At 38.5% G+C, this 20,080-nt stretch carries 18 protein-coding genes; 5 read left to right on the forward strand and 13 right to left on the reverse strand.

Annotated elements, in window-relative coordinates; translation table 11 throughout:
- Positions 1–9 precede the first annotated feature (9 nt).
- Together CC204_RS05840 and CC204_RS05845 are read right to left on the reverse strand one after the other, a co-directional pair.
- Positions 10–966: a DHH family phosphoesterase gene (locus CC204_RS05840; protein ID WP_088269285.1), complete on the reverse strand. Its 957-nt coding sequence runs from the start codon at positions 964–966 to the stop codon at positions 10–12.
- Between the two features lie 11 nt (positions 967–977).
- Complete coding sequence (locus tag CC204_RS05845) at positions 978–2,300, reverse strand: DRTGG domain-containing protein (protein ID WP_088269287.1); 1,323 nt, start codon at positions 2,298–2,300, stop codon at positions 978–980.
- A 376-nt stretch (positions 2,301–2,676) separates the two neighbouring features.
- Here CC204_RS05845 and CC204_RS05850 point away from each other — a divergent pair, with 376 nt between their 5' ends.
- Complete coding sequence (locus CC204_RS05850; protein WP_088269289.1) at positions 2,677–4,116, forward strand: MFS transporter; 1,440 nt, start codon at positions 2,677–2,679, stop codon at positions 4,114–4,116.
- Positions 4,117–4,162: 46 nt separating this feature from the next.
- Here CC204_RS05850 and CC204_RS05855 read toward each other — a convergent pair whose 3' ends face one another.
- The 3 genes from CC204_RS05855 to CC204_RS05865 all read right to left on the reverse strand — a co-directional run bounded on the left by CC204_RS05855 (position 4,163) and on the right by CC204_RS05865 (position 5,319).
- On the reverse strand, positions 4,163–4,546 hold the full coding sequence (locus CC204_RS05855; protein WP_088271670.1) for a phage holin family protein: 384 nt from the start codon (positions 4,544–4,546) through the stop codon (positions 4,163–4,165).
- Between the two features lie 152 nt (positions 4,547–4,698).
- A complete protein-coding gene (locus CC204_RS05860) occupies positions 4,699–5,121 on the reverse strand; it encodes an ArpU family phage packaging/lysis transcriptional regulator (RefSeq protein WP_088269291.1) in 423 nt (140 codons plus the stop codon).
- Positions 5,122–5,139: 18 nt separating this feature from the next.
- Entirely contained in the window at positions 5,140–5,319 is a 180-nt protein-coding gene (locus CC204_RS05865; protein ID WP_088269293.1) for a hypothetical protein, read from the reverse strand.
- A 297-nt stretch (positions 5,320–5,616) separates the two neighbouring features.
- Here CC204_RS05865 and CC204_RS05870 point away from each other — a divergent pair, with 297 nt between their 5' ends.
- From CC204_RS05870 to CC204_RS05885, 4 genes are all read left to right on the forward strand, one after another.
- Positions 5,617–5,994, forward strand: coding sequence for a helix-turn-helix domain-containing protein (locus CC204_RS05870; RefSeq protein ID WP_088269294.1), 378 nt, complete (start codon positions 5,617–5,619; stop codon positions 5,992–5,994).
- A gap of 4 nt (positions 5,995–5,998) precedes the next feature.
- Positions 5,999–6,676 (forward strand): ImmA/IrrE family metallo-endopeptidase, encoded by a 678-nt coding sequence (locus CC204_RS05875; protein ID WP_088269295.1) that lies wholly within the window; start codon positions 5,999–6,001, stop codon positions 6,674–6,676.
- Positions 6,677–7,397: 721 nt separating this feature from the next.
- Complete coding sequence (locus CC204_RS05880; protein ID WP_088269297.1) at positions 7,398–8,528, forward strand: baeRF6 domain-containing protein; 1,131 nt, start codon at positions 7,398–7,400, stop codon at positions 8,526–8,528.
- Positions 8,529–8,999: 471 nt separating this feature from the next.
- Positions 9,000–9,200: a cold-shock protein gene (locus CC204_RS05885; protein WP_010760878.1), complete on the forward strand. Its 201-nt coding sequence runs from the start codon at positions 9,000–9,002 to the stop codon at positions 9,198–9,200.
- Positions 9,201–9,246: 46 nt separating this feature from the next.
- Here CC204_RS05885 and icd read toward each other — a convergent pair whose 3' ends face one another.
- The 8 genes from icd to citD form a co-directional block, all read right to left on the reverse strand.
- Positions 9,247–10,524, reverse strand: coding sequence for an NADP-dependent isocitrate dehydrogenase (gene icd / locus CC204_RS05890; protein WP_088269299.1), 1,278 nt, complete (start codon positions 10,522–10,524; stop codon positions 9,247–9,249).
- Positions 10,521–11,666, reverse strand: coding sequence for a citrate synthase (locus tag CC204_RS05895; protein ID WP_088269301.1), 1,146 nt, complete (start codon positions 11,664–11,666; stop codon positions 10,521–10,523). The genes icd and CC204_RS05895 overlap by 4 nt, the downstream gene beginning before the upstream one ends.
- A gap of 428 nt (positions 11,667–12,094) precedes the next feature.
- The gene (acnA, locus tag CC204_RS05900) at positions 12,095–14,821 is read right to left on the reverse strand and encodes an aconitate hydratase AcnA (RefSeq protein ID WP_088271671.1); all 2,727 of its coding nucleotides are present in this window, start codon (positions 14,819–14,821) and stop codon (positions 12,095–12,097) included.
- A gap of 612 nt (positions 14,822–15,433) precedes the next feature.
- Positions 15,434–16,825: an oxaloacetate decarboxylase subunit alpha gene (locus tag CC204_RS05905; protein WP_088269302.1), complete on the reverse strand. Its 1,392-nt coding sequence runs from the start codon at positions 16,823–16,825 to the stop codon at positions 15,434–15,436.
- The gene (gene citX / locus CC204_RS05910; protein WP_227011237.1) at positions 16,822–17,364 is read right to left on the reverse strand and encodes a citrate lyase holo-[acyl-carrier protein] synthase; all 543 of its coding nucleotides are present in this window, start codon (positions 17,362–17,364) and stop codon (positions 16,822–16,824) included. The genes CC204_RS05905 and citX overlap by 4 nt, the downstream gene beginning before the upstream one ends.
- The gene (citF, locus tag CC204_RS05915; protein WP_088269306.1) at positions 17,357–18,886 is read right to left on the reverse strand and encodes a citrate lyase subunit alpha; all 1,530 of its coding nucleotides are present in this window, start codon (positions 18,884–18,886) and stop codon (positions 17,357–17,359) included. Before citF ends, citX begins: the two co-directional genes overlap by 8 nt.
- Before the next feature lies 1 nt (position 18,887).
- The gene (gene citE, locus CC204_RS05920; RefSeq protein ID WP_088269308.1) at positions 18,888–19,775 is read right to left on the reverse strand and encodes a citrate (pro-3S)-lyase subunit beta; all 888 of its coding nucleotides are present in this window, start codon (positions 19,773–19,775) and stop codon (positions 18,888–18,890) included.
- Entirely contained in the window at positions 19,763–20,071 is a 309-nt protein-coding gene (gene citD / locus CC204_RS05925; protein ID WP_088269310.1) for a citrate lyase acyl carrier protein, read from the reverse strand. The genes citE and citD overlap by 13 nt, the downstream gene beginning before the upstream one ends.
- Positions 20,072–20,080 lie beyond the last annotated feature (9 nt).

Below are 20,080 nucleotides of genomic sequence, written 5' to 3' on the forward strand. Positions count from 1 at the left end.
TAAATGCTTTCATACGTTATTTTTAAACTTTTTGCACAATTGTTGAATTTCACGATAGATTACAGCAACTTCAGCAGCGTCTTTAGCATTAGCTCCACTAGCCAAAGGATGGCCACCGCCATGATGCTCTTTCGCTAATTCATTGATCACAGGCCCTTTTGATCTTAAGCGTACACGGTAATAGCCTTCTGGCTGTTGTACAAAAATTCCCCAGGCTAGCACTTCATCGATCATTCCAGGTAAAGAGACAATAGCCGCAGTTTCTGAATCAACGATGCCATATTCATCCAGCAAACTTTGCGGTAGGATGACCTTTCCAGCACCATTTTCGTCAACCTCAATATTTTGGTACACGTAACCTGCTAATTTGGCAACATTCATAGGCATTTGCTCCAGCTCACGATTTAAATCAGTTGGGTCAAAGTCATAGGTCATTAATTCTGCTGCTACCTCTAAAGTATGAGAAGTCGTTGCCGGATATAAAAATCGGCCAGTATCGCCAATGATCCCTGCATATAGCAGTCTTGCTGCTTCATCATTCATCGTTAGCTCCGCTTGATTATGATGATAAAAATCAACAATAATTTCACTGCAGCTACTAGCTTCTGTATTGACCCAAACCAAATCACCATAAGGCTCATCATTAGGATGATGATCGATTTTGATCAATTGTTTTCCTAGCTTATAGCGGTCATCACTGATTCTAGGCGAATTGGCTGTATCTGTGACGATCACAAGTGCATCTTCATAGTCTTCATCAGAAACTTCATCCATCGTGGCTAAAAATTCTAATCCTTCAACAGGTCCGCCGACTTGGTAAATCTTTTTTTCCGGAAAGCTAGTACGTAATAGTTCAGCCAACCCAACCTGGGAACCAATTGCATCTGGATCAGGTCGCTGGTGGCGATGTATAATAATTGTTTCATATGCTTTGATCGTTGTTAAAATCTCTTTTAAAACATCCATCTTCATTCCTCCTATGTTCGTTCCATGACTTGGCAAACCACGATTGCTTTCGCCACTAGTGCATTTTCTAAGTACACCTCGATATCAAGCTTTGCTGAACGTCGTCCAATTTCCAGTACACGCGGTCTTATATCAAGTTCGCTTTCCAGTTGAATCAAACGTAAATAGTGCAGGCTCATTTGTTCAATCAAAACATTTCTTCTCTGGTTAGTAATCATCGTTCGCTGTGTCACGTTTGAAATGATTTCGCTTAAAACACCAAAGGAAATTGTTCCTACGCTGTTGACCATTTGCGGTGTCACTGTAAATCTAAATTGCCCCTCTTCATTCTTGTCTGTATCATCGACCGGCATTACTTCTCCCGAAATTTGATCTGAGATCGTGTCTGCGATTTGAGGCTGTCTTTGAACGAGCTGCATGGCTTTCATCACATCTTGTCTAGAAACGAATCCAACCAACGACAAGTCATCTTCAACGACCGGCATCACTTCTAGTCCGTCCCAAATCATCTGATGACTCACACTTGCGACACTCATCATTTTTTTGACGATGATCGGATCTTTGGTCATGACTTTGTCCATTGTCAAGGTCTCCGCTTTTCCAAGAACGTCCTTGGCTGTGACGATTCCCACTAAACGTAAACTCTTGTTCACGACAGGAAATCGGGAATGATGGGTTTTTTCAGATAATTTTTGATAATCGGCGATCGTATTTGTTGAAAACAAATAATTCGTTTTCTCCAAACTGGTATAAATATCACTGACCAACATAATATCTTTTTTGATCAATTGATCACTCAACGCGCGATTGATCATCGTGGCAACTGTAAATGTATCATACGTCGTTCTAAGTACAGGCATTTCTAGTTCATCTGCTAGTTCAGCAATTTCTTTTTCTGTATCAAAGCCTCCGGTGATCAACACTGCTGCGCCATTTTCCAGTGCCAGCTTTTGCACCCCTTGGCGGTTCCCCACGATCATCAGCGAACCAGGTGTAATATAACGCGTCATCGCCTTTTCTGTCATCGCACCGATGACAAATTTATTCAGAACTTTATCTAAACCAGCAGATCCGCCCAACACATCGCCTTCAATGATTCGAACTACTTCACCAAAGGTCAACTTTTCAATATGCTTTTTTAATTTCCGCTCAATTCGGATCGTTCCAACCCGCTGAATAGTCGAAACTAATCCGATGTTTTCGGCATCTTTGATGGCACGATAGGCCGTTCCCTCACTAACACCAAGATTTTTTGCGATACTTCGAACTGAGATGCGGTCGCCGATCGGCAAACCTTCAATGTATTTTAATATTTGATCGTGTTTTGTCGCCATAATATCCTCCTAAAACGCTATGTTCTTAAGCATCTATCCACTTTTCTATTTCTTCAACTCATCTTGACTAGTTTTCATAAAAAGACACTGTTTTAATTCCTAATAGCTCCATACTAAAACAGTCTTGACTCCCTATTTATCGACTTCTTAAAAAAAGTATAACAAAAAATGGAACTTTTTAGTACAGTTTTTCCTCATTTATTATAACAGAAGTCATAAATAGACGAACAACGGTCAATCCGTCAGGCAATTTTTCCCATTTTATTTTAAAATAGCTTCTTATTAGTTTACATTACTTATTTTTTTTCATTTTTACTGACATTTATTAGAAAAAAGGAGTACTATAGAATCGGATTATTTTTAAGGAGATGAAGAAATGGAATCAGTAAATAGTTTTCAAGAAAATCCGATCGTTCAAAAAAATCGATGGTGGATTTTGGTTTCTGTCGCCATGTTTACATTTATGTCGACTTTGGATGCCAGTATCGTCAACATTGCTTTACCAACGATTTCAAAAGATATGGGTGTGCCGATGAATCAATCCGAATGGATCGTTTCAATTTATTTGATCATCGTTTGTGCCTGTCTACTACTGTTTGGGAAAATTGGGGATAGCTTTGGAAAAATCAAAGTTTACCGAATTGGGACAATCATTTTTACGATTGGCTCATTGTTGTGCGGATTCAACCATTCACTAGGGTTTCTTTTATTTGCGCGAATGGTTCAAGGGATTGGCTCGAGTATGACGATGGCAACAAATTCCGGAATCATCACAGAAGTTTTTCCGTTAAAAGAACGTGGACGAGCATTGGGATCGATCGGTGCATTTGTTTCATTAGGCTCAATTGCAGGTCCTGGAATCGGCGGATTGATCTTGTCGCAATTTTCTTGGCCGTATATTTTTTGGATCAATGTTCCAGTTGGGATCATCACGATTTTGATTTGTGAAAAATTCTTGCCAAAGGATATCACAAAAAGCGGGAAAAAGGTTGATATGGTCGGATTTGGTTTATTTGCGGCATTTATCATGACTTTTTTTGGTGCTATTTTTATTGGGCAGGAACTTGGGTTCACTGCTTTATTGCCGCTCAGCTTATTTATTTTAGCACTAGTTACTTTAATAGCTTTTTTACGTATAGAACAGAAAATCGCACAACCACTTATTTCATTTAAGATTTTTCAAAATAAAGTTTTTACCATGAGTTTGATCACAGCTGTTTTAATTTTTTCTTCAAACTTTTTTGTAAATGTCGTCATTCCTTTTTACTTACAAAATGCACGAGGATTGCCTGCCAGTAAAGCAGGACTTTTGATGATGGTCTTTCCTTTACTGATGGTCGTCGGTTCTCCGATCAGCGGCTATTTGACAGATAAAATCGGAACAAAGTTGTTAACTTTTGCTGGATTGGTCTTACTATCCATTACTTCTTTGATGTATATGTTCCTAAATCAAGGAACACCGATCTGGTACTATATTCTAGCGACCGGCATCATGGGACTTGGCAATGCGCTTTTTCAATCACCAAATAATACGACTGTCATGAGCAGTGTTGCTAAAGAGGATCTTGGTGTCGCTGGGAGCATGAATTCATTTGCTCGAAATTTAGGGATGGTTCTGGGAATCGCTTTAGCAACAACTATTTTGTATCATTCGATGAGTGTTGCGTATGGCGCTCGTGTCACAACTTACATCAATGAGCGGCCTGATATTTTTATTTTCGGTATGCGAATAACTTTTCTAGGTTCATTTATCCTCTGCTTATCAGCACTGGGATTGACGTTCTATCGTTCATTAAAACTAAAAAAAGGAAACTGACTGCAGGACTTCTGCTTCAGTTTCCTTTTTTTCAGTTCGCCCATGATTACTTTTCGTCTTTGTCATCTTTGAAATTTTTAAGAAAGTCTTCAAATAACTCTGTGCCGATGCCCATTTTTTTATAGTTTTCTAAAATAGACTTCAATTCCATCAATAGATAGCCGATATATAATACATAAATCAAACCAACTCCTGTTCCGCCAGGGATCAGCGGAGCCAATGGTACAAAAAACATGAGCAATACCATGCTCGCAATCTTTCTTAAAATCCCATTGATCCCCACTTTACTTAAAAAATGAATATCTGGATTGATTTTAGCTGCTAAACTACCGCTTAAAAAATCTATGATCATTGCAACACAAATCAAAGCCAACACATAAATTGCTTTGTGATCAGCATCTACTAGAAAACGATCTAAATACTCAAACATTTTCATAATTACCACCTTTTCTTTATTTATAAGATTCTCCAATAGTCTAATGAATGCCTTATTTTAGTCTCTTTCTCTTCATTTGCTAATGGGTACTGTTAGTTTACCTGTTTTTCATTCGATCCGGCTGCCGTTTTTCTCCCAGAATCATGTCATTTTTCTATCAATAGCTGCCCACTTTCATAAGACTCTGCAAAACGGATCATTGCCTTATCCAGCTCACGGTAAAACTTACTTTCGCTCATATGGTAAGTCATATATAATGCAATATTTGTGGTAAACTGACGATCCATATATTTGTCATAGAGCAATTGCCGATCATATCGATCTAATTGATTCATTGCATTCGTAATTTTTGTCAACTCATTAGCAGCCAGTCTTTTTCGGTCAATGATCGTTTCAGCTCGTTGTATTGGATTATTCGTATTTTGGTTCACTTCAAATACATAAGAAGCAGTGATTTTAGGAACATTCTTCTCTCCGGCAATTCTCAATAATGAGCGGTAGGTACTCAACAGCTCATGAACCTTTTTTTTCGTTTTCTTTCGATCGATTTCGGGAAATAATATCATCATTTATCCTCTCCTTTATAATTAGTCTTCTTCTAACGTTAGCTGATCTGGTAAAACTTCTTTTGTCTGTTTTATTTGCTGTTCCTCATAGAAAATTTCTTTTGCCAATTCTTTTGCTTGTGCTTCTGCTTGCAGATCACCTAATTCTGCTAAATGTAAAAAGTAAACAAGTAATTTACTTTTTACTCTTCGCTTATTCATCTCGTACACCTCCTAGAAAATCATTTTTATCTTCATCAATTTAGTGAATTTGCTAATATTAAGTAAAAAAATTGACTTTAAATAGCATTTACGCTATTATATAGGTATAGTTAAACAAGCTTATTTCTACTTACACCACTTTTTATTTTTGCGGTCAGGTAAAGGAATCGCTTGAGTAACTGCTTACTTATAAATTAGCTTATAAGAACAGTATAATAGCTTAAAAGCTAATTGTCAATTAAAAATAGCTTAAAAGCTAATTTATTTTTCATTTAGGCTTATGAAAGGTTGAAAAACATGAGTTTAACTTACAGAATCAAAGAGCTGGCTGATCAAAAGAAAGTTACTTTTGCTGAAATTGAACGGAATACAGGAATTTCTAATGGACAAATCCGCCGTTGGGACACTTCTTCTCCTAAAATAGAAAACATTCAAAAGGTCGCTGATTATTTTGATGTTTCTACAGATTATCTACTAGGGAGATCAAATACTCCAGCACTTGAAGAACAACTTCCTGAAGATGCTCTTTCTTCGCAGATCATGTTTCGAATGAATACTGAAGGGCTGTCAGAAGCTGAGGTAGATGAATTGAAAGATGAAGTGGACCGTTTTCTTCGATTCAGGAGGTCTGAAATCGAGCGTGAACGCGAACTAAAACAAGACGACAAGGCGTGATTGGATGACAGAGCAAATTGATGAATACCTTAGTTTTTCAGATCAAATCAACGATTATATTTCTGCTGTGATGGTTGCTAATAATATCGGCTATGAACATTATAACTGTTCCTATCTGTGGGATTATGTTAAATCAAAAGGAGTCTATATGCGAGGATTCCCTTTCGACGGTGTAGCAAAAGACCGCATTTCTGGTATGATCGTCCAAGATGCTTTAGAAACAACCATTGGGTATAATCAACATATGAGTGAGAAGAGAAAAAAATTTACGATCAGCCATGAAATCACTCATTATTTATTTCATATGGGTGACGGCAAAACAATTTTCACAGATACTGAACGTAGCTTACATTATTCTTATAATGAAGAGCTTCATGAATTTCAGGCAAACATCGGTGCATCAGCTATCCTCGTTCCTGATGTCGTCTTATTCCGCTTTTTAAAGGACGGCTGGAATTTAGCCCAGTTGTCGCAACATTTTGGGATTTCTGAAAGTGCCTTATACGTCCGCTTGATTCAAACCATGCAAGCGAACTTTGGTGTTTCCTTTGTTGCAGCAAAAATGAATGCTGATGCAATCCGTTATAAATTTAGTGGAAAAGGGCAACGGGCAGCGATCGAACTTGGCACCAATCTGGAAACAAGGCTTTTCAAAACAAATCGGTTTATTGAGGCTTTATAACTAAAAGAGGCTGAGACAAAAGTGCTTAGCTCCGATAATTAAGAAGGAATTCACAAAAATTGCTTTTCAATTTTTTGTGAATTTCGGCTTATTTCCGAAGACTTCAACTCTTAGTACTTTAGCACTTAGAATTTGATGTATTCGAAGCGTAGCGTAGTAGCTGCTTTTTTTTTCGCCGTTTATTCAGATTTAGAGAGCGAAACAAAACTGATTTTTAGTTTTGCCCGCTCTCTTTTGATTCAACTACATCCGCGCTTATCCATTATCTAGGAGTAAGCCAATTTATTTCATTCAAAACAATAAAAAAAACCACCACGACCGTCGTCTGTGGTGGAAATGAAGGTTGTTATTTACTCTTGGTAGGAGTAAGTATGAAAAACCAATTCGGGATAATTGGCATGAAAGTATATTAACATCCTCATCTAAAATAATTATGAACAGCTATTTTGTATTTCATAAAAAAACCATTAGTAAATACTCATATAACGCAATTTTTACCAACTTATTCTACTTGCGTTTATAAACCATATTAGTTCCAACATTGATAAGGCTGTGCTACACTTTTAATAGAAGTAATCAACCGTTTCAATGTCACTAGCTCCATGAACCAGTTTTGCTGAAAACGTAAATGAGTATGCGGAGATCCGCTTTTTATTTTACTTTTAAGCCAGCTTAAACTGAACTAGCTCATTCAGCTTTTAAATTTTAGGAGGAATGTATTATGGTAAATCAAGAAAAAGACACACTTTCTGTTTTATTCTCTGATGATGTTCACGGTCCCTTTGTAACGTTTATTTTAAACACACACGTTGCACATCAAGATGTTGAAAAAGATTCTCTAGCTTTCAAAAACTTTGGAAAAGCTGCAAAAGTCCGCTTTGAAAAAAAATACACGACACGCTCATGGGCACCGTTCCAAGATAAGATCGATGCGTTACTTGCAGATTCCTCATTTTGGCGCAATGCAACGAAAAGTGTGTCGATCATTTTCACTGAAAATGATGTGTTTATCCATCGTTTAGATGTTCCTGTTAACGACCAATATTATGTTGACGATCGACCTTATCTTTTAGGGATCATCAAAAACAACCAATTCAACTATCGTTATTATCTACTGGCGCTAAATCGTGATTCGATGCAGCTATACCTAGTTGAAAATAGTCATGTGACAAAAGTTGAATTACCTGAGGATGCTCCGACAGATTTAGTTGGAACCCTAGGTGATGAATTGACCGGCGGAAATTTAAATTACTCCACTAAAGGCGGCTCAGGTTATAATGGTTCTTCTAAAGAAGGAGTAGCCTATCACGGTGTCAATACAAAAGATCAAGAGGTGCAGATCGACTGGACAAACTATTATCAAGCAATCGATAATTACCTAAAAGATACATTTGTCAACCCTGACCAGTTGCCGATCCGTCTGTATGCGTTGCCTGAAAATCAAACCCTATTCAAAAAAATTGCCAAAAACGCTTATTTAAAAACAGATACGGCTGTTACCTCTTCTCCAGCTCAAGCTTCAATCACTGAAATTGAGAAAGCGGCGGAAAAAATCAATCAAGACTTAGAAAAAAATGAGACAACAACCTATAATCTCCTATTAGATAAAAAATACGTAGATCAACTTGCAGACATCGCTCCTGCTGCAGAAGAGGGAAAAATCTCACATTTCTTTATCTCAACAGCAAATCTCGTTGATAAAACGACCGAAATGTCTAACGAAGAATTTGACCGTAGAAAAGTCTTGAATAAAGTGACAAATAAAATTTTAAAAACAGGTGGTAAAGTATTCATTCTAGATCAAAAAGCCTCACCTGATGAAAAATCCTTAGTTGCGATTTTACGTTATTAGTAGCTAAAATGGACAAGAGCCGCTCAACTAACGCGTTGAGCGGCTCTTTAATTAAGATGTTTAAATATTTTGTTAGCTATAAACCAAGTGAAACTATCTATTAGTAAGGATAACCTTATTCTCATCTATACAATTTGAACCCTTCCTACTTTCAAATCTATGCAGTTCCAAGACTGCGCCTTCGGAATAGATTTCAACGATATAACTCTATCATTACTTTCATATTTAACGCTTAATACCTCTATACTATAACAGAACTAAGTTTTTTTTGACAATTAATCTTTATTTCTTAACAAATTTTTACAATTTCAAAGAGATATCACTAGTCAAGAACAAGGAAATATGCTATTATAAGAGTGTAGTTTTTGGTCGGTAATATATGTGTAGCTGTTTCAAATAAACATCTTCCACATTTTCACCTTTCAAGTAATTGCAAAATACGTGTATACACACATAGGAGGATTTTTTATTATGGAAACAGGTACAGTAAAATGGTTTAACTCAGACAAAGGTTTTGGATTTATCACTGCAGAAAACGGTAACGATGTATTCGTACATTTCTCAGCTATCCAAGGCGACGGATTCAAAACTTTAGAAGAAGGTCAAGCAGTGACTTTCGACGTAGAAGAAGGCCAACGTGGACCTCAAGCTACTAACGTTAACAAAGCATAATTAACCTTAGTAAACTCAAAAGCTGACGATTACTCGTCAGCTTTTTTTATGTTGTCTGAATGAAACGAACTAACTCTTCACCAAAACCGGAACAACTCAACAACGTTGCTTGATCCATTTGATCAGCGAAATCTTTTGTTACAGTTTTGTTCACAAGTGCCTGTTCAATGCTCTCGGTGATCAATCGACTGACCGCATCCCAGCCAAGATACTCAAACATCAGTGCACCGGATAATAATAATGAGGATGGATTTAACTGATTCAAACCAGCAAATTCAGGTGCTGTTCCATGGGTTGCTTCGAAAATGCCATGACCCGTCTGCAAGTTTAAGTTTGCGCCAGGTGCAATTCCGATTCCGCCAACCTGAGCAGCCAGAGCATCTGAGATGTAATCTCCATTTAAATTCAAGGTTGCAATTACATCATATTTATCTGGATGCAATAAAATATCTTGTAAGAAAATATCTGCGATCCGATCTTTAATGATCAATTTTCCTGCCTTTTCGGCTTCTAACAATTGATGTTCAGCTTCTGTCTTTCCCAGTTCTTTTTTAACTTTCTCATAAGTTTCCCAAGTAAAAACTTGATCACCGAACTCTCTTTCAGCTAATGTATAACCCCATTTTTTAAATCCACCTTCAGTAAATTTCATGATGTTGCCTTTGTGCACAAGTGTTACTGATTTACGCTGATGTTTCAACGCGTGCTCAATGGCGCCCCGAACCAAACGTTCTGTTCCTTCTTTTGAAACAGGTTTGATTCCAATCGCTGATGTTTTAGGAAAGCGGATCTTTTCAACCCCAAATTCTGTTCTTAAATAGCTAATCAATTTTTCCGCATCTGAACTTTCAGCAGGAAATTCAATCCCCGCATAAATATCTTCTGTATTTTCTCTAAAAATCATCATATCTGTATGTTCCGGATGCTTTAGCGGAGAAGGCACACCAGTAAAATAACGGACAGGTCTGTAACAAATATACAGATCCAATTCTTGTCTTAATGTGACATTCAAAGAACGAAAACCACCGCCGATCGGTGTCGTAAGTGGACCTTTGATTGCAACTAAATGTTTTTTGATCGTCTCTAACGTTTCTTCCGGCAGCCAATCTCCCGTCTGATTGAACGCCTTTTCTCCAGCTAATACCTCTTGCCAAACAACTTTCCTTTTCCCCTGATAAGCCTTTTCTACAGCAGCATCAAAGACAGTTTTAGCCGCTTGCCAAATTTCCGGTCCAATGCCATCCCCTTCTATAAATGGAATGATCGGATAATCTGAAACAACAAGTTGGCCGTTACTGAAAACAAGTTTTTCCCCTTTAGTCATGCTTCTACTCCTCCTGAACGTAATTCTTCGTTAAGTGCCTGATAAGTCAGATTCTTTGGCCCAACATAATGTGATCGCGGGCGAATCAAACAATCTTCTTGCTTCTGTTCGTAAATATGACCCAACCAGCCGGAAACTCGACTCATCGCAAAAATCAATGTGAACAGGTCACTTTCAATGTCTAAACAGTGATAAACGGTCGCTGAGTAAAAATCAACATTAGGAATCAATCCCTTTGTTTCTTTTAAATAACACTCAACCTGACAGGATAAAAAATACCACTGTTCTTTTTGAGTCAATGCTGTTAGTTCTTTTGCCAGTTTTTTCAAATGTTTTTTTCTTGGGTCTTCCGTTTTGTACACTCGGTGTCCAAAGCCCATCACTTTCTCTTTACGATCTAATTTTTGATTCAAATACTCTTTAACACTTAAATCACCAGAATCAATTTCCATCAACATATCAAACACTCGCTCATTCGCTCCGCCATGAAGCGGTCCTTTTAAAGAACCGATCGCAGCGGTAATACAAGAGTAAACATCTGACAATGTCGATGCACAGACTCGCGCAGTAAAGGTACTGGCATTTAAATCATGATCGGCATGCAAAACCAACGCTTGATTCATTGCTGCTACCTGTATAGCTTTCGCTTCCTTGCCAGTGAGCATATAAAGAAAATTTGCCGCGATCGATAAATCACTTCTAGGAGTGATTGGATCCAGACCTTTTCTTAATCGTGCATAAGCCGCAATAATCGTTGGCATTTTAGCCTGCAAAGCGATACTTTGTTGGTAGGATGAAGATTCATCTGTCTCTTCTGCATTTGGATCAAATACTCCTAAAAGTGAAATGGTCGACCTAAGAACACTCATCGGATGAAGATTTTGCCGTGTCTGGATTTTCAAACAGGTTACTATTGTGTCTGAGATCGGCATGGCAGCAGCTAAATCCTGTTTAAACTTAAACAGTTCTTGAGCATTTGGCACTTTAAGATACCATAAAAGATAAATCACTTCTTCAAACTGAACATTTTCAGCAACTAAATCATCGATATTAAAACCAGCAAATAACAACTGATTTTCGACGATCGAACTGATCTTTGTTTCAGAAACCACGACACCATCTAAACCTCTATGGATCTCCATCCAAATCCCTCCTTAAAATAAAAGCGGAACAAATCGTCTAATCCTGTAGAAAATTAGGAAATTGACTTTGAGGCGCTTTTTGCCTCACTGACAATTTGTCTATTTTCCTAAGGATTGATTTGTGTAGCTGGATAACAGTAAAAGCCGAATAAATCGCTTAATCCTGTAGAAAATTAGGAAATTGACTTTGAGGCGCTTTTTGCCTCACTGACAATTTGTCTATTTTCCTAAGGATTGATTTGTGTAGCTGGATAATACAAATGATCAACACTTTCTTCGAAAGTCTTGTACTGTTCTACATCAGTTCATTTTATTCACTGTGTTTCTCAGCAAAAGCGGAACAGGCTCGTTCAGCTCTGACAGAAAAATAGGAAATGTTGATTGAGACACTCTTTGTCTCACTCAACATTTATCTTTTTTCCGAGAGGCTAGCTAGATTTTTCAGCCATTTGTTCCAGCTTTTTACGAATGACCATCGGTAATATACCGCCATGCTGATAGTACGTAATATCAACTGCGGAATCAAAGCGCAACAGTGTGTCGAATTCAATCGTTTCACCCGAACTTTTTCTCGCTATGACCTTCACTGTATCTAAAATCCCTTTTGTTTCATCGATCTCGATATCGAATTGTTCAGTTCCTGTTAAACCTAAACTATTCGCATCTTGACCTTTTAAAAATTGTAACGGCAATACACCCATCATCACCAAATTCGAACGATGGATTCGCTCATAACTTTTGGCGATCACAGCCTCTACACCCAATAACTGCACACCTTTTGCTGCCCAGTCTCTAGAAGAACCCATTCCATAATCATCGCCAGCTAAGATCACAAGCTTGGTTCCTTCTTCCTGATACTTCATTGCTGCATCATAAATCGGCATTGTCTCTTTTGTAGGATGGAATATGGTATAACCGCCTTCTATTTCTGGTACTAACTGGTTGCGAATTCGAATATTGGCTAGTGTTCCCCGCATCATTACTTCATGATGGCCTCTTCTTGCGCCATAAGAATTAAACGCCCGAACTTCGACCCCTTGTTCAGTCAAATACTGTCCTGCTGGGCTATTTTTTTGAATATTTCCGGCTGGTGAAAGATGATCAGTAGTCACCGAGTCTCCAAATTTAGCTAAAACTGCTAGATTTTTTAATGGTTCTCGTACGGTTCTTTCCTGAGACATTCCTTCAAAATAAGGAGGATTTGCAATATATGTTGAAGCTTGATCCCAAGCATACAAGGGCTCTGCAGTCGTTTGAATTTTATTCCACTCTTCATTGTCATTGAACACACCTGCATATTCCTGTTTATATAATTCAGGTGTGACACACTGATCGATCAAATGCTGAACCTCTTCTCTAGAAGGCCATAAATCATTGAAATAGATTGGTATGCCGTTATTATCGATTCCTATTGGTTCATTAAACACATCGATAGCCACAGTTCCTGCTAATGCATATAAAACAACAAGCGGTGGTGAGGCAAGGTAGTTCGCCTTGACCAAAGGATGGATCCGCCCTTCGAAATTACGATTTCCGCTTAAGACCCCAGCAGCCAGCAAGTCATTTTCTTTAATTACTTCTTCTACTTCTTGTTTTAATGCCCCTGAATTTCCTATGCAGGTAGTACAACCATAACCGACAAGATGAAACCCTAATGTCTCCAAATAAGGGAGCAACCCAGCTTTTTCAAGGTAAGCCGTCACGACTTTTGAACCTGGTGCCAATGACGTTTTCACATAATTAGGTACTATTAACCCCAGTTCTACAGCCTTTTTAGCGACTAGACCCGCACTTAGCATCACAAAAGGATTAGATGTATTCGTGCAAGAAGTGATCGCTGCGATCGCTAATACACCTGGCTTTAATTCATGGTGTTCTCCTTCTAGATCTAAAGGAATAGATTGTTCTTGCTGTTCCTTAGACAGACCAAATCCCTGAAGTCCATTTGGTGCATTGATCGCTTCTTCAAAACTACTTTTCATTTCTGATAAGGGAATCAAATCTTGAGGTCTTTTAGGACCAGCTAAATTTGCTGCTATTTTACTTAAATCAATTTCGATGACATTAGTGTAGCTTGGTTCTGGGTCATTTAATGGTTCGTAAAATAGCTGATTTTCTTTTAAATAATATTCTGCGACATTCACTGCATGCTCTTCTCTTCCGGTCAAACGCAAATAACGAATCGTCTCATCATCTACAGGGAAGAAGCCACAAGTAGCCCCATATTCCGGTGCCATATTCGCAACGGTTGCCCGATCTGCTAAGCTCAAATTTACCAATCCTGGGCCAAAGAATTCTACAAATTTACCAACGACTTTTTGCTCACGTAACACTTGTGTTACCTTTAAAGCTAAATCTGTCGCAGTCGCTCCCCGGGAAAGTTCATTGACAAATCGTACACCGACAACTTCTGGAATCGGAAAATAAGAAGGTTCGCCTAACATACTTGCTTCAGCTTCGATACCGCCAACTCCCCAGCCTAAAACACCTAAAGCATTGACCATCGTCGTATGTGAGTCTGTTCCAACCAATGTATCTGGGTATAAAAGAGTGGATCGATCGTCCATTTTCTTTTGAATCACAACAGAAGCAAGATACTCGATATTTACTTGATGAACGATACCTGTTGCTGGCGGTACAACACGGTAGTTATCGAAAACTTTTTGTGCCCAGCTCAAAAAGCGATACCGCTCCTGATTGCGTTGAAATTCCATGTTCATATTAAGCTGTAAGGCTTGTTTGACGCCTGCCACATCAACTTGGACAGAATGATCGATCACTAGATCAACAGGTACTTCTGGATTGATCGCAGTCGGGTCACCACCGAAATCCGCAATCGTTTTTCTTAATGACGCTAGATCGACAACAGCTGGAACGCCAGTAAAATCTTGAAGAATCACACGCGCAGGTTTAAATGGGACTTCTCCTATATTTTTTTCTTTCGCAGACCATTTTGCCAGTTGATCGATATGCTGCTGTGTGATGCCAGTTCCATTTTTCTGCCGCAGTAGAGATTCTAATAGTACCCGAATACTAAATGGCAAGCTTGAAACAAATGGATTTTGTTGTGTCTCAAGTGAAGCTAACTCATAATAATGATATTTTTGATCACCATAGTAAAAAAATGTTTCTGCCGATTGCTGGTTAGAAATCAAAATCATCCCTCCTAAATTTGCACGTTGTGCAGCACTTCTACTGTAAAACAAAGAAAAAATTTGTGACATCTTTCATTAATCTTTGATTAGAAGTATTTATGCATTATCTAATTTTAGCTATTATAACGGCATTATAACTGAATGTAAACCCTTAAACAAATGAGAAAAGTTAGGTTAATTAACTTTACTATGTCAGATTTACGTAAGATAGAGAGAGGCATAAAAATGCTAAAAAAAGGCATTTGTCACTTATACGACCTTTTAAAATTAGCTATTTTACATGATTTACACATTTTATTTTAACCATATATACATTTTTCGTGTCCCGGATATTTGTTTGGTTTAGTTTACATCATTTGGAACGTATTTCAGTTAGTCTTATGTATTTTTATCAATTTCATGTAAGATGAATTTTTTTTATTTTTGTAGTAAAAATAAGAGTGCGTGACAAAACTAACGATCAGTTTTGTTTCGCACTCTAAAACTTAATAAATGGCGGATACAGAAGCAACTCCAGCTTATTTTTTGAGTCCAACACTTCTGTTTCAACCTCTAAAGACAAATATCAACTCCATATATCCAAATCAAACACTTCTTAGTCTTGCCAGATTTTTAAATATCCAATGTCACAGTGACTTCTTGAATCGGAATATCATAAAAACGGTCTTCTCTTCTACCTAAAAAGTCTTTTCCTTGCTGCGGGAATAAGGCATACATCAAGACATCTTCTGTTGATTTCGCATACTCCTTGATTTCTGCTTCATACGTCGACATCTCAGGTGTTAGTAAATCTGCAGGACGAACGGTAATCACTTCTTCGTCTCCAATGATCAATTTAGTCATTTCTTCAGAAATCGCTACAGGTGGTTTCCCATATAAACCTTTGACATAATCTTTGATTTCTTTTGGTACTATTTTATAGCGTTCACCGCTAATAACATTCATTACCGCTTGCGTTCCCACCATTTGTGACAATGGCGTTACCAATGGCGGATATCCAAGGTCAGCTCGGACTTTCGGTACTTCTTTCAATACTTCTTCATATTTATCAACAAGTCCTTGCTCTGTTAATTGGCTCAACAAATTAGACAGCATGCCGCCAGGTACTTTATAAAGTAATGTTTTAGGTTCTGTATCTTTGACCTTCGGATTCAAAAGGCCTTCTTCTCTAAAACTATCGCGAATCGGATTAAAATAATCTGCGATTTCTGCAACTTTATTCATATTTAAATGTGTATCATAGCCTAGATTTTCTAAAGCCAAAGCCATAGATTCTGTTGCCGGTTGGCTAGTCCCTCCTGAGAAAGAGGAAATTGCTGTATCGATAATATCTGCACCCGCTTCAACTGCTTTTAAGTATGTCATTTCAGCGATCCCGCTTGTCGCATGTGTATGGACTTCTAAAGGCACTTGAATGTTGCTTTTGATTTCTGTTACTAAACGGTACGCATCATCTGGTGTCAGAATTCCTGCCATATCTTTAATACAAATTGAATCTGCTCCCATTTTTTCAAGTTCAGTGGTTAGATTCACAAAATAGTCGATTGTATGAAACTCACTTGTTGTATAAGAAATTGCAGGCTGACAGTGTCCACCATATTTCTTTGTCGCTTCAATCGATGTTTGCAGATTTCTAGTATCATTCAATGCATCAAAAACGCGAATGATATCGATTCCGTTTTCGATCGATTTTTGTACGAAGGCTTCAACAACATCATCTGCATAGTTTTTATACCCTAATAAATTTTGTCCTCTTAACAACATTTGTAATTTTGTATGTTTTACGGCCTTTCTAATTGCTCGTAATCGTTCCCACGGATCTTCGTTCAAGAAGCGAATACACGCATCAAAAGTCGCGCCGCCCCACATCTCTAATGCATGAAAACCAGCCTCATCCAAAGTTTGGATAATTGGCAGCATATCACTTGTCGGCATCCGTGTAGCGATTTGGCTTTGTTGCCCATCACGCAGAACGGTTTCTGTAAAAAGTATTTCTTTTGTCATTTCATCTTTCCTTTCTCAATGAGTTGACTAATTGCTTGCTGCATTTCTTCTATACTATGACGTCGTTGGCGCCCGCAAATCTTTGCTTCATCTTCACAGATAAAACAATGACGCACAGGATAACCCAACTCTGTCCGACTAATTGAAAGTAGTTGTTGCTCTTTTTGATAGAGAACATCTAAGTCCAGCAAGCGACCATAAGGATGGTTCTCTTCTAAATCGATCAGTTGTTTTTTTAATCCTTCAGGTGTCTCTCTAATGACCAAATAATATTCAGGTCCTGTTTTTACGTCACGGTATTTACGTGCAACTCTTTTTTCAGGAGGAATCAGCCGATCGATTGCTTCAATGACAGTTAAAAAAGCGGCTTTGAGTTGCTCATTCGTTTTTACAGGACCAGGAATATTCATGGTTGCACTCAACAATGTTTCATGCGGATGCTTACCTAAAAGTTCACGCTGAATCGATACGCGTTTTTCTCTTGCATCCAGCATATAGATCAGTTCAACTTCTTCACCTTCAAAATAAGTTCTACACATTTCTGACCACATCGATGATCGAACCGTCACGGTATTCGATCAAGGCAACGACTTTTTCTCCGTATTGAATAGCTTCTGGACGATCAACGATACTGTATGCTTTTTCTTGCAGTTCTTTTATTGTAAATTTAGGCACATCAAGTCCTTCAAAATGTTTCACTAAATCCTCACGTTCTGGATTGATAGCAATACCGATCTCTGTTACCACAACATCAATACTGCTGCCTGGTGTAACAACCGTGTTGACTTCCTCAACGATCGTCGGTATTCTGCCGCGAATCAAAGGAGCAATAACTAAGCTCATCTTACAAGCAGCACTTGTATCTGAGTGTCCGCCAGATGCTCCGCGAATTACACCGTCAGAGCCGGTGATAACATTGACATTAAAATCCGTATCGATTTCAAGCGCTGAAAGAATCGCTGTATCGAGTTGATTGATCACAGATCCTTTACTTAGTGGTGATGCGTACATATTTGCATCGATCTCATAATGATTGTCATTAGCACCCAATGATACTGCTGATGGATGATCGAAATCTTGGACATCAATGATTTTTTCTACTAATCCGTCTTCTAACAACTCGACCATTGCATTCGTGATACCGCCTAAAGCAAAGCTTGCAGTGATCCCATCTTTGATCATCGCTTCTTTTAAAAATCTAGATACAGCTAATGCTGCTCCACCTGTTCCTGTTTGGAATGAAAAACCAGCTTTATAATAAGGTGAATGAGTGATTACTTTCGCTGCATATTCTGCAATCAAAAGTTCTTTAGGATTCTTAGTAAAACGAGTAGCACCTTTTGCGATCCCTGCTGGATCACCGATCGCATCAACTTCAACAACAAAATCGACATCTGTTTGCGGAATACTGATCGGTGTATTCGGATATGGCATCAAGCTATCCGTAATAATCACTACTTGATCAGCATACTTCGCATCGATCATCGCGTAACCCAAAGAACCACAAGTTGCCTTTCCTTTTGTTCCATTGACATTGCCATACGCATCCGAGCTTGGTGCACCTAAAAAGGCAACATCGATGTGGATGTCTCCTGCAGCAATTGCGCGGGCTCTACCACCATGAGAGCGAATAACAACTGGATTTTCCATAATACCTTCTGAAATCGCTGCTCCAACTTTATCACGAAGACCGCTGGAAGTGATATTTGTAACGACTCCATTTTTAATATGATCGATCAATGGTTCATGAACATTGGCGATCGAGCTTGGTGCGATCGATAAGTTCTTGATCCCCATTGCTGCGATTTCCTCTAAAACCATATTCATGACAAAATCACCTTCACGGAAATGGTGATGAAATGAAATCGTCATTCCGTCTTTTAGTCCTGTTTTTTCAATCGCTTCTCTTAAGCTTCCAAGTAATTTTGTATCACGTGGTCTAACCGGCTGGATCGTTCGGCTTGATTCTTTGTATTCATGGATATTCGTGAACTCACCGGAAAACACACCATAATTTTCAGCATAATTATCTGGAATTTCTTTGCCTACATTATTTTTCATTCTAGACTTCCTCCTCAGAAATCAATTTTGCTGCGATCGCTAAAGCAATGACACGTTCTGCTCGTTCAACGATCGGTTTATCGACCATTTTTCCGTTGACTGAAATAACACCAGAACCTTTGGCTTCGGCTTCGCGGATGCCCCAGATCACTTCTTTAGCTTGTTGGATCTCTTTAGCAGTTGGTTCATAAACACTATTTACTAAAGGTATTTGGCGTGGATTGATCACTGATTTGCCATCAAAGCCTAGTTGTTTGATGTGTTCAACTTCTGTTAAGAAACCTTCTGTATTATCAACATCTGAGTAAACCGTATCGATTGCGGCAATTCCTGCCGCTCTGGCAGAATGCAGAATAAAGCTGCGAGCAAAAAATAGTTCCTGTCCATCAGGATAGCGATGTGTTTTCATATTCGTCACATAATCTTCTGCACCTAATGCAATACCGATCAGCCGGTCGCTAGCTTTAGCGATTTCACGTGCATTCAGCACACCTTCCGCTGATTCGATCGCTGCCATCATTTTGGTGGTGCCGATTTTGATCCCATATTTCGTTTCCATCTCGGTGATAACATAGTCTACATCGATGATATCTTGAGCCGTTTCTGTTTTAGGTAAACGAATGACATCTACGCCAGCTAAAACCATTGCTTCGATATCCTGATGACCAACTGTATCTAAGCCGTTGATCCGCACAACGGTCTCCACCATTGAATAATCGAATGTCCGCAAGGCATTGTAGACAAGTAAACGTGCACTGTCTTTTTCCTTTAACGAAACAGCATCTTCCAAATCAAACATCAATGAGTCGGCTCCATACAAAGTAGCATCTCTAAGCATAGAGGCATTAGCTCCTGGTACAAACATCATCGTTCTTCTTAAGCGTTCCATGTATTTAACACCTGCCAGTCTACATTTTCTTCAGCAGCTGCTCGATAAACTGCAGCTACTGTTCTAGCTTGAATCGTACAATCCAATGCACCTTTATCAACTGCCTGGACCTTCGCGTCAGTAACAGATAGTTTATCCAAGGTTTCCTGTATTTTTTCACGAATTTGACGGCCAAATTGTTTTTCAACACTGCTGTCCAGTTCAATTAGAATTCCTTGTCCACTATTTTTTCCAATTGTAATCATGATATCGCTTGATTCAGTTGTTCCAGCAGATGCGTTTTGTTTGATTTCCAAAGTGTACAC

This window comes from Enterococcus wangshanyuanii (assembly GCF_002197645.1).
GTDB classification, from domain to species: domain Bacteria; phylum Bacillota; class Bacilli; order Lactobacillales; family Enterococcaceae; genus Enterococcus_L; species Enterococcus_L wangshanyuanii.

What these genes read in the sequence shown, in the direction of transcription:
- CC204_RS05845 (WP_088269287.1), bottom strand. Translation starts at nt 2,300, where the DNA reads ATGGCGACAAAACACGATCAAATATTAAAATACATTGAAGGTTTGCCG.
- CC204_RS05885 (WP_010760878.1), top strand. Translation starts at nt 9,000, where the DNA reads ATGGAAACAGGTACAGTAAAATGGTTTAACTCAGACAAAGGTTTTGGA.
- CC204_RS05860 (WP_088269291.1), bottom strand. Translation starts at nt 5,121, where the DNA reads ATGATGATATTATTTCCCGAAATCGATCGAAAGAAAACGAAAAAAAAG.
- CC204_RS05855 (WP_088271670.1), bottom strand. Translation starts at nt 4,546, where the DNA reads ATGTTTGAGTATTTAGATCGTTTTCTAGTAGATGCTGATCACAAAGCA.
- citE (WP_088269308.1), bottom strand. Translation starts at nt 19,775, where the DNA reads ATGGAACGCTTAAGAAGAACGATGATGTTTGTACCAGGAGCTAATGCC.
- CC204_RS05870 (WP_088269294.1), top strand. Translation starts at nt 5,617, where the DNA reads ATGAGTTTAACTTACAGAATCAAAGAGCTGGCTGATCAAAAGAAAGTT.
- icd (WP_088269299.1), bottom strand. Translation starts at nt 10,524, where the DNA reads ATGACTAAAGGGGAAAAACTTGTTTTCAGTAACGGCCAACTTGTTGTT.
- CC204_RS05905 (WP_088269302.1), bottom strand. Translation starts at nt 16,825, where the DNA reads ATGACAAAAGAAATACTTTTTACAGAAACCGTTCTGCGTGATGGGCAA.
- CC204_RS05895 (WP_088269301.1), bottom strand. Translation starts at nt 11,666, where the DNA reads ATGGAGATCCATAGAGGTTTAGATGGTGTCGTGGTTTCTGAAACAAAG.
- citX (WP_227011237.1), bottom strand. Translation starts at nt 17,364, where the DNA reads ATGTGTAGAACTTATTTTGAAGGTGAAGAAGTTGAACTGATCTATATG.
- citF (WP_088269306.1), bottom strand. Translation starts at nt 18,886, where the DNA reads ATGAAAAATAATGTAGGCAAAGAAATTCCAGATAATTATGCTGAAAAT.
- CC204_RS05850 (WP_088269289.1), top strand. Translation starts at nt 2,677, where the DNA reads ATGGAATCAGTAAATAGTTTTCAAGAAAATCCGATCGTTCAAAAAAAT.
- CC204_RS05865 (WP_088269293.1), bottom strand. Translation starts at nt 5,319, where the DNA reads ATGAATAAGCGAAGAGTAAAAAGTAAATTACTTGTTTACTTTTTACAT.
- CC204_RS05840 (WP_088269285.1), bottom strand. Translation starts at nt 966, where the DNA reads ATGGATGTTTTAAAAGAGATTTTAACAACGATCAAAGCATATGAAACA.
- CC204_RS05880 (WP_088269297.1), top strand. Translation starts at nt 7,398, where the DNA reads ATGGTAAATCAAGAAAAAGACACACTTTCTGTTTTATTCTCTGATGAT.
- CC204_RS05875 (WP_088269295.1), top strand. Translation starts at nt 5,999, where the DNA reads ATGACAGAGCAAATTGATGAATACCTTAGTTTTTCAGATCAAATCAAC.